This window comes from Thalassobacter sp., from assembly GCF_982993085.1.
In genome coordinates this window covers 1-2,076 of sequence record NZ_CEZFMW010000228.1, presented here as the reverse complement: position 1 = coordinate 2,076, position 2,076 = coordinate 1, and the positions used below count along the sequence as shown (strand labels likewise).

General features: G+C 53.4%; 1 protein-coding gene and 1 pseudogene. Both read right to left on the bottom strand.

Annotation, left to right across the window (positions count from 1 at the left end; genetic code table 11):
- Window positions 1-163 (bottom strand): annotated as a pseudogene (locus AC4GMC_RS18275) (Phasin); the annotation flags it as partial.
- 150 nt (window positions 164-313) lie between these two features.
- A complete protein-coding gene (locus AC4GMC_RS18270) occupies window positions 314-2,068 on the bottom strand; it encodes a PHA/PHB synthase family protein (RefSeq protein WP_488093750.1) in 1,755 nt (584 codons plus the stop codon).
- Window positions 2,069-2,076: the final 8 nt, after the last annotated feature.

Sequence of the window (2,076 nt, the reverse complement as noted above, 5' to 3'; positions counted from 1 at the left end):
TGGAAATCTCAGCGGATTTCTCAGCGGCTTCCAGAGCCAGCTTGGACATTTTTTCTGCCATTGCGGTTTGCGACTTCATCGCGTCTGTGACGGCAGCGGTGTCAACGGGGAAAGAACCCATCATGTCAGTCATGTATTTTGTAAAATCTTGTGTGTTAGCCATTATCTCTACTCCTTGAATATGCGCCCGGACCGCCCAGGTTATTCGTTGTGTCTGGAATATAGATACACGCTGCAGTGCAGCATTTCAAGTTTTTTCTGCACCGCAGCATGCGACAAACCGACAAGCCACGGCGCAGAGCCAATACCTTAGTTATTCCGCAGGCTTAGCGACTACATATGTCCCGGGCGCTGGTGCCAAAACCTTATGTGGCCCCTCACCGGGCACGCGCGCCGACACTTTTTTGCCCGACCGTTTCTTGAGCCAACCATCCCAACGCGGCCACCACGACCCTTCATTAAAGGTCGCGTCCGCTAACCAAGCATCCGGATCATCAATCATCGGACCGTCGTTGGTATAGTGGCCATACTTGTTTTTACTGGGCGGGTTCACGATGCCCGCAATATGGCCCGATTGGGATAGGATGAACGTCTTGTTGCGCGATCCCATCTGGCGAACGCCCGCATAGCTGGATTTCCATGCCGCGATATGGTCGGTCTCACAGGCAATCGCACAGACAGGTACGGTCACATCCTTTAAGGAAAGCGTCTCACCGAAGTATTCGATCGTTCCTTCGGCCAGACGGTTGCCAGTACACAGATCGCGCAAATATTGCACCACCATCTTGCCCGGCAAGTTCGTGCCGTCACCGTTCCAGTACAGCAGATCAAAGGCGGGCGGCGCCTCACCCAGCATGTAGCTTTTGATCGCGGGGCCATAGACCAGATCATTAGACCGAAGGTAGCTAAACGTACGGGACATAAAAAATTTGCTGAGATAGCCGCGCTTTGTGGCCTCCCGCTCAATCCCGCCCAGAAAGTCGTCATTCAAGAAAACACCCATCTCACCGGGGTCCGAGAAATCCGTCATCGTGGTAAACAGCGTGGCAGATTTGATCGACGTATCGCCGCGTTTTTTCATCAACGACAACGTCAACGAAAGCGTCGTGCCCGCGATACAATATCCGACCGCGTTGACCTCTTTTTCGCCCGTGATCTCTTTGACCACATCAACTGCGGTCAGATAGCCGTGCTCAATATAGTCTTCCATACTGACGTCAGCATAGGTCTCATCGGGGTTCACCCACGACACCACAAACAGCGTGTAACCCTGATCCACGATCCATTTGATCAGCGAATTCCGTTCTTTCAGGTCCAGCACATAGAATTTGTTGATCCACGGCGGGAACAGGATAAGCGGCGTGCGCTGCACTTCGTCCGTTGTGGGCGCGTATTGGATCAGTTCGAACATCTTGTTGCGGAACACCACCGACCCTGCGGTCGCGCCGATGTTTTTGCCAACCTCAAACGCCTTACGATCCGCAAGGCTGACGAGCCAATCGCCATTGTTGGCCTCGATATCAGCCACAAGGTTCTCAAGCCCCTTCACAAGTGAGTCGCCCTCGGTTTCCACCGCACGTTCCAGCGCATCGGGGTTTGTGGCCAGAAAGTTGGTGGGCGAAAACAGATCAATGATCTGTTGGCTAAAAAACTCAACCCGTGTTTTGTCCGCTGGATCCAGCCCCTCAAGGTCACGCACGATATCCGAAATCGTTTGCGAACTGATCTGATATTGCTGTTTTACAAAGTTAAAATACGGGTGCGAGGACCACAAAGGGTTCGAAAACCGCCGATCCGCCGGCTGCTCATCTTGAGGGGCTTTGGGCGTGCCCTCAGACAATGCGGTCTGCGCCTCAACGGCATGTTTCAGGCTTTGACCCCAGAAATTCACCTGCCGTTCAATCAACTTGCCGGGGTTTGTCATCATCTCGGCCATATAGGCCGCAGCAGCCTTGACATAGACATCATTGCCCGGCCCTTGCAGCCCTTGATCAGAGTTTTGCCGCGCCGACAAAGCAACCGCCAAACGCTTGGACAGCTCCTCCATCTTGTGGATATTCTCGTTCAAACGGGACA